The 6,479-nt window shown below is 69.5% G+C and carries 11 protein-coding genes; 5 read left to right on the forward strand and 6 right to left on the reverse strand.

Going from position 1 to position 6,479, the window contains the following annotated elements; translation table 11 throughout:
* Positions 1–263: ParA family protein (locus VFX99_RS15670; protein WP_329667223.1), on the reverse strand; the 263-nt coding region annotated here is incomplete at its 3' end.
* Positions 264–398: 135 nt separating this feature from the next.
* Between VFX99_RS15670 and VFX99_RS15675 the strand changes: the two genes are divergently transcribed.
* On the forward strand, positions 399–1,079 hold the full coding sequence (locus tag VFX99_RS15675) for a PhzF family phenazine biosynthesis protein (RefSeq protein WP_329667224.1): 681 nt from the start codon (positions 399–401) through the stop codon (positions 1,077–1,079).
* 7 nt (positions 1,080–1,086) lie between these two features.
* On the opposite strand, the gene VFX99_RS15680 is transcribed toward VFX99_RS15675, so the two are convergent.
* The 4 genes from VFX99_RS15680 to VFX99_RS15695 are packed head-to-tail and all read right to left on the reverse strand — an operon-like array spanning position 1,087 to position 4,046.
* Entirely contained in the window at positions 1,087–1,692 is a 606-nt protein-coding gene (locus VFX99_RS15680; protein ID WP_329667225.1) for an alpha/beta hydrolase, read from the reverse strand.
* Entirely contained in the window at positions 1,617–2,555 is a 939-nt protein-coding gene (locus VFX99_RS15685; RefSeq protein WP_329667226.1) for a sucrase ferredoxin, read from the reverse strand. The genes VFX99_RS15680 and VFX99_RS15685 overlap by 76 nt, the downstream gene beginning before the upstream one ends.
* Positions 2,556–2,565: 10 nt before the next feature.
* A complete protein-coding gene (locus VFX99_RS15690) occupies positions 2,566–3,792 on the reverse strand; it encodes a cupin domain-containing protein (RefSeq protein WP_329667227.1) in 1,227 nt (408 codons plus the stop codon).
* Positions 3,789–4,046: a BatC protein gene (locus VFX99_RS15695; protein ID WP_329667228.1), complete on the reverse strand. Its 258-nt coding sequence runs from the start codon at positions 4,044–4,046 to the stop codon at positions 3,789–3,791. Before VFX99_RS15695 ends, VFX99_RS15690 begins: the two co-directional genes overlap by 4 nt.
* Positions 4,047–4,179: 133 nt before the next feature.
* Between VFX99_RS15695 and VFX99_RS15700 the strand changes: the two genes are divergently transcribed.
* Both VFX99_RS15700 and VFX99_RS15705 read left to right on the forward strand, forming a co-directional pair.
* Entirely contained in the window at positions 4,180–4,578 is a 399-nt protein-coding gene (locus VFX99_RS15700) for a PPOX class F420-dependent oxidoreductase (protein WP_329667229.1), read from the forward strand.
* Complete coding sequence (locus VFX99_RS15705) at positions 4,562–5,164, forward strand: TetR/AcrR family transcriptional regulator (RefSeq protein WP_329667230.1); 603 nt, start codon at positions 4,562–4,564, stop codon at positions 5,162–5,164. The genes VFX99_RS15700 and VFX99_RS15705 overlap by 17 nt, the downstream gene beginning before the upstream one ends.
* Positions 5,165–5,171: 7 nt before the next feature.
* Here the strand turns inward: VFX99_RS15705 and VFX99_RS15710 are convergent, their stop codons facing one another.
* Positions 5,172–5,645: a GNAT family N-acetyltransferase gene (locus VFX99_RS15710; RefSeq protein WP_329667231.1), complete on the reverse strand. Its 474-nt coding sequence runs from the start codon at positions 5,643–5,645 to the stop codon at positions 5,172–5,174.
* Positions 5,646–5,838: 193 nt separating this feature from the next.
* Between VFX99_RS15710 and VFX99_RS15715 the strand changes: the two genes are divergently transcribed.
* Both VFX99_RS15715 and VFX99_RS15720 read left to right on the forward strand, forming a co-directional pair.
* Positions 5,839–6,096 carry an ATP-dependent DNA ligase gene (locus VFX99_RS15715; protein WP_329667232.1) on the forward strand — a complete coding sequence of 86 codons (258 nt, stop codon included), beginning with the start codon at positions 5,839–5,841 and terminating at the stop codon, positions 6,094–6,096.
* A gap of 49 nt (positions 6,097–6,145) precedes the next feature.
* Entirely contained in the window at positions 6,146–6,403 is a 258-nt protein-coding gene (locus VFX99_RS15720) for a hypothetical protein (protein WP_329667233.1), read from the forward strand.
* Positions 6,404–6,479 lie beyond the last annotated feature (76 nt).

Below are 6,479 nucleotides of genomic sequence, written 5' to 3' on the forward strand. Positions count from 1 at the left end.
GACTTCGGTCTCACCAGGGTCTGCACGCGACACCAGAGCTCCCCATGGGCGCGCACCGCCTCCACCCCGGGGGCGTAGCTTCCGACCGGGGCCCTCTCGGTTCCCATCCGCTCGATCTGCACGGTGGCGGGCACGACCACATCGGTGACCGTCCGGTGCTTATCGGGGCAGGTGCTCTGCTTCGATGCCTCCCACGCCAGATTGACCGCGGCGGTCGTCTTTCCGACGCCGCCCTTGGTGCTGTAGACCGCGATGACCTTCACGCCGGGACCTCCGAGTCGTCGGCCGCGTCCGGCCTGCTTCCACCGTAGTCAACTCCCGCGCTGCAGCGGATGACTGATTCCCGCGGCCCGCGATGCTGCAGCGGGCCCCGGCATCCCCTGTCAGAATGGGCTGACGTGAACCTTCTCGTGGATGTAGTCAACGTGTTCGTCGATGACGACGGCGCGTTCGGCAACCCGCTCGGCATCGTCTGGTCATCGCCCTCGACGCGCAGACACGAGCAGCAGATCGCTGCCGACCTCGGCTTCAGCGCGACCACCTTCATCGATGCGGTCGCCGATCGGGTCGCCACTGCACGGATCTTCACCCCCACTCGCGAGCTGCCGTTCGCCGGGCATCCGACGGTCGGGCTGGCGGCGTGGCTGCGCGCCAACGACGACGAGGTGGACGCCATCAAGGTCCCGGCGGGGCACGTGCGGGTGCGCATGGACGGCGACATGGTGTTCGTGACCGGCCTGCCGGAGTGGACTCCGGCGTTCGAGCTCAACCGGCTCACGTCACCGGAAGAGGTCGAGGCTGTCGATCCGGACGCGTACGGCTACGGATTGCACTACGTGTGGGCATGGCTCGACGAACCTGCCGGGCGGGTCCGGGCACGCATCTTCGCACCGGAGTTCGGGATCCGCGAAGACGAAGCCACCGGTTCGGCCGCGATGCGGCTCACGGCCGAACAGGGGCGCGATCTCGACATCGTGCAGGGCAGAGGGTCTCTCCTGCATACCCACGTGCGCTACCTCGGCCGGCAGGTCGAGGTAGGCGGCCGTGTGTCGGAAGCGGGGATGACCGAGCTTCGCTGACGCCGCGTCAGCTGATCGAGTCGACCGCCGCTTGGATCGCCGCCAGCGTCGCGGCGGGCTGCGAGACCATCGACACGTGCGAGGCGTCGACCTCGGTGATGGTCGCTCCGGCACGCTCCGCCATGCGGCGCTGCACGTCGATCGGGATGATCAGGTCCTCAGTGCCGAGCACCGCCCAGCTGGGGATGCTCTTCCACGCGGGGGCGGCCGACGGGGTCACGTTCGCCACGAACGACGCCGGGCGCTGCGTGGCCACGATGGTCCACCGGTCAGCCTCGGGAAGATCCTGGGCGAAGAAGTTGTGCACGGTGTCCGGCTTGAGGAACGCCTCGGCGGCCCCTTCCGGCGCTCCGGGGTACCCGGCGACGTCGAGGACGGCCGTGGGATCTGCCACCGCCAGCGCCGAACTGGATCCGTCCAGGATGCCGACCACCGTCTCGCCCTCGTCCGGGATGAAGGCGTCGACGTAGACGAGCGCCCGCACGTCGCCGCCGTTCGCGCCGGCATTGGTGATGACTGCTCCACCATACGGGCGAGCTACGCGTCGGCCGGGCGCCGAGAGATCGACCCCAGCGCGAATTCGCGCACGGGAGCAGGCCGCGTCGCCGCGCACGTGCTCAGCAGCGGGGCCGACATCTGTTCCCGCAGAGTGACTGTCAGGAGCTCGCTTTCGTGGGCGAGGTCGATGCGCCACGAGCCCTCCGCGGTCCGCTCCTCGCGCACCGGCGGGAACGCGTCGATGCGGACGTCCCCGGTCGCGGTGCGGGCGAACGACTGCGCGGCCTGCGCGGCATTGCTCAGCGAGCTGCGCCCCCGGTAGTACCGCTCGACGATCTGGCCGTCGAGGTAGCGATCGACGGTCGCGTGCGCATCCGCGGTGGGCACCCGACCGTAATACAGGCCATGGGGCAGGATGATCATGGTCGCGGCGAAGCGGTCGCCGCCCAGGTGCGAACTCTCCCAGGTCTCGTGCGGGAAGGCGGCGGCGAGCGTCTGGGCCACGGGACGGCCGCGAACGGCGCAGCACTGATCGTGTCGGGCGTGGGTGCACACCAGCAGGGCCGGCCGATCGGATTCCTCACCGGCGCTCCCGTCGAGGGGCACGTCGAGCAGCTCTGCCGGATCGTGGACGCCGCCCCATTTGATCGACTCAAGACCGGGACGCGCGTCGGCCAGCGCCCACCGCCACCGCTTCTGCCCACGGCGCTCGTCGGCGCGGAGGCCGAATCGCCGGATCGCCACCGGCCGGATGCCGCTTCCTTCCGCCCGACGGACCAGGGCCCGCCCGATCGACGGGTTGAGTCGTGATTGGAAGAACGCGTGCGTGCCCCATGCGCCGTCGATCTCGACGAGCAACCAGCGAGCGCCGTAGCCGCCGGTCCCCGCGAGCGGATCGCCGCGTTCGAGGGAGCGGTCGCTGCACGGCTCCCACGCCTCCGTCGGACCGTAGGTCGAAGGCAGGGCGGTAGCGCTCACGATCGCGCGCTCATCTCGGCACCAGAACCCCCTCGCGCAGCAGTCTCCGTGACACCACCAGCGACGACTGCGGGTCCAGTCCCGGCAGGGCGCCGGCAGGCTGGTCCTGGGTGCGGAGCGCGTGTACTGCGGCCGAGGCCTCCGCGGGAAGGGTGATCGTCTTGCGCGGCAGCACGATGCGCACCGTCTTCTCGTCGTCCTCGATCCGCCCGCTGAGGGCGGTGCGCCATCCGAGGGTTGCCGCGGCATCGAGGCTCGCCATCAGGTCGACCGTGGCGAGGGGCGGCACCGGGGCGGGGCGGACGGCATCCTGGAACACGCGTTGCAGTCCGGCCGCGATCGCGCCGTCGTCGGCTGCCGCATCCACCAGGTGGTGGGCCGAGGTGACCGTCGCAGCCAGGTCGGCGTCGAGGGAGGACGCGTCGGCGTAGTCGACGCCGAGCGGAAGCGGCCGCCGCAGTGCGGGATCGTTCTTCGCTGCCGCCAGGAGGCATGCGAGCAGGTCGTGCCGGGTCGCCGCTCGAACGCCGATCGTCAGGTGGATGGATGTGCCGCCCTGCGCCACTGCCGAGTGGATCCACCCTCGCGGCAGGTACAGGACGTCCCCGGGCTCGAAGACTTCGTCGATCAGAGGCGTGTTGCGCGCCTGCTCGGCGACTGCGTCCCGGTGATCCGACCACGGCTGGTCGGCGAGCGGATGCCGGTGCACCGGCTCGTGGATGGTCCAGTGCTTCGCGCCGGCGATCTGGATCACGAACACGTCGTGCGTGTCGTAGTGCGGGTCGAACCCGCGCGACGAAGCGGGCGTGATGTAGGCATTCACCTGTGCGGGGTGGCCCAGGTCCGAGACGAGCTGCCGGGTGAAGGCGGCGATGGGCTGCCACGTGCGGTGCAGGCCCTGGAGGACGAGCGTCGCACCACCGGCGAACTGCTCGAGCACCTTGGCCGAGTCCAGCTGATCGGCGACCTCGGCGCCGAAGCCGCCCGACCCGGTGAATGAGTCCGGCGGAAGTATCGCGCCCTCGGCGGCCATGCGCACGAAGGGGGTGCGCAGTGCGCGGTCGGTGATGAGCTCGTCGGCAGCGCTCGCGCTGAACAGGTCCTCGAACGCGGGCGGGTGTCGGGCGAGCAATGGCTGCTCGCCCCAATAGCGCTCCGCGAAATCCGAGGTCGGGATGCCGGTGAGACGAGCGAGCGCGGGCCGATCGCTCGGCCCGCGCTCAACGACCTCGTTCAAGCGGATCCGTCGGCGCCGCCGTCATGGCCCTCGGCGTTGGCTCCGCCGTCCGCCGGGCCTTCGCCCGGGTCGGCCGATCCGTCGGCGCCGCCGTCGTGACCGCCGGGGTTCGCGCCGCCGTCCGCCGGGCCCTCACCGTTGTCGGCTGATCCGTCGGCGCCGCCGTCGTGGCCGGCGGGATCGGCGCCCCCGTCAGCAGGACCCTCGCCGCTGCCCGGGGAGCTGGTGGTGATGTCGTCGTCATTGATGCTCATGGGGCAACCTCCGGAGATATCGGTGTAGCGCGAGTGGGCCGATGCCGACAATACCCGGACGGTTCCACACCGACGAGGCCTTGACAGAACTCGTCGGGTACTCTGTAAGTAATCGCTTACTTATGGAGCTGAGATGGACACGAAGCGCGCTTCCGCGGCCGTCGACTGGTCGCGGCAGAAGACGATCCTCCTGGAGACCCGCAAGCGCGACGGAACCTGGGTCGCGACGCCGGTCAGTCTCGTTCTGCGCGGCGACCGTCTGTTCTTCCGCACGTACGAGCAGTCCGGCAAGGCGAAGCGGCTGCGCAACTTCGCCGAGGTCCACGCCGCACCGTGCACGTTCCTCGGGAAGCCGACGGGCGAGGCCGTATCCGGGAATGCGCGCCTGCTCGACGAGGGGGAGTCGACGACGACGCGCAGACTTCTGCGCCGGCGGCATCCAGTGCTGCACGGCGTGCTCGTGCCGCTCGTTCATCGGGTTCGGCGGTATGACACGCAGCACTACGAGCTGACTCTTGTCGAAGCAGGGTGAGGGCGCCACCCGGGCCAAGGTCCTCGAGGTGGCAGGAGAGCTGTTCGGGCTGCAGGGTTACCAGGCGACCACGGTTGCGCAGATCGAGAAGGCGGCGGGCCTCTCACCCGGCTCCGGTGGCCTTTACCGGCACTTCCCGAGTAAACGCGCGCTGCTGGCGGCGAGCCTGAAACGGCAGGTCGAGAGCGGGCCGGATCTGGCGTCGTTCCTGACCGTGCCCGCCGACCCGGATGACGTCCGATCCCAGCTGCTCGCCCTCGCCCGTGCCGGGCTCCAGAGGCTCCGGCACGAGCGCGACCTGAACCGACTGCTGCTGCGCGACCTGCGGGACTTCCCTGACCTGCTGACCATGGTTCGTGACACCGAGCTGCGGCGCGTGCACGAAGGGCTCGCTCGCTGGCTGGCCGTGAACGCCGGGCCGGGCAGCCTCGATCCGCCGACGGTCGCGACGATCCTGATGGGGGCGGTGAGCCATTACTGGATCCTGAGCGATGTGTTCGGGGGCGCTCATCCGTTCGACACCGACGAAGAGGCGTTTCTCAGCGTCGTGGCCGACATGGCCGCGTCGACCCTCGCCGCTCGTTAGAGCGGCGTCACAGCTCCAGCGAATAGTAGAACGCGCGGTCGCCGGTGTCGGGGTCGACGCCGCTGAAGCCGTGGCGCTCGTAGAACCGCTGGGCGTCGACGTCCGGCGCGTCCACGTTGATCTCGATCGCCGAAACTCCGTCGTCCCGGGCGTCTTCGAGCATCCGCTGGATCAGCGCCGTGCCCAGCGCCTGGCCACGTCGTTCCGGTTCGACGTACAGCTCGTCGAGCAGGGCCACCGGTCCGTCGTACCAGACGTTGGACCGCAGCGTCACGAGGGCGACGCCGGCCGCCGGATCGCCGGCGAGGTACGCACGAGTGCCCGGTTCGGCGAGCAGGGATCGCAGTCGCGCGCTCAGGACGGCGGTTCCCGGGCTGGCGGTGTCGAATTCGGTGTTGAAGTCGTGCAGAAGGCGGGCGACGACGTCGGCGTCTGCGGGTCCCGCGCGACGGACGGACTGATCAGGAGGACGGCCCACCATGCCGCGATGATATCCGCCCGTGCACAGTCGAGGTGGAGCGCCCGGATCACCTTCCGCTTGCGGGAAGCGAGCCCGGAGCCGTCGACTCGCCGCGGCGTGGCAGACTTGCCGGTGGACTGGAGGTCTCGTGGGGAAACTCGTTTATGGTGCTCCGACGTGGTCGGTAGAGTTCGAAGACCGAGCGCTGGCGCACTTGCGCATCGTCATCATCGCCAAACTGCGTCGTGCGGAGAGCTTCAGCTTCTCGTGGAAATTCGAGGCGGCGTATGGCAAGGGGCGCAGTTCGCTGTGGCTTCATCCGGCCATTCCGCTGCAGTTCGAGTTTTACGGCGGCCGCGAGCCCGCGCTCAATCGCGCGTGGATCGATGCGCTGATGACCACCGCCAACAGCCCGGGCGGCCTCGAACTCGTGGACGAACCCGATCCCGCGCTCGCTCCCAAGCGCGCCTAGATCCGGAAGGGCGCGCAGCGTCTCTCGGGAGCAGGAACGAAAGGCAGAAATGACAATCGTCAACAGGCTCACGGTCGACGGCCGCGACTACTTCCTCCCCGACCCCGTCACCGAGCTTCGCGAGAAGATCCTTGAGGCCGTCCGATCCGGCGGCGGGTACGTGAACATCCCACCCCTGCGATCAGGACCCGGGATCGACATCCTGTTCTCGCCGGGGATGCCGGTGGTCTGGACTCAGATCGACGTGGGCGGCGACGGCAGCCCCTCGGACGATGCGGGCGAAGCGGACTCTTTCCCCGACGTGTAGGTCATGCTGCAAGCAGCGCGTCCACGTCCCATATCCGCATCGGAGCGCCCAGCAGATAACCCTGCGCGCGATCGCA

The organism is Microbacterium sp. (assembly GCF_036277215.1).
Classification (GTDB): domain Bacteria; phylum Actinomycetota; class Actinomycetes; order Actinomycetales; family Microbacteriaceae; genus Microbacterium.

What these genes read in the sequence shown, in the direction of transcription:
- VFX99_RS15695 (WP_329667228.1), bottom strand. Translation starts at nt 4,046, where the DNA reads ATGAGCATCAATGACGACGACATCACCACCAGCTCCCCGGGCAGCGGC.
- VFX99_RS15720 (WP_329667233.1), top strand. Translation starts at nt 6,146, where the DNA reads ATGACAATCGTCAACAGGCTCACGGTCGACGGCCGCGACTACTTCCTC.
- VFX99_RS15700 (WP_329667229.1), top strand. Translation starts at nt 4,180, where the DNA reads ATGGACACGAAGCGCGCTTCCGCGGCCGTCGACTGGTCGCGGCAGAAG.
- VFX99_RS15710 (WP_329667231.1), bottom strand. Translation starts at nt 5,645, where the DNA reads ATGGTGGGCCGTCCTCCTGATCAGTCCGTCCGTCGCGCGGGACCCGCA.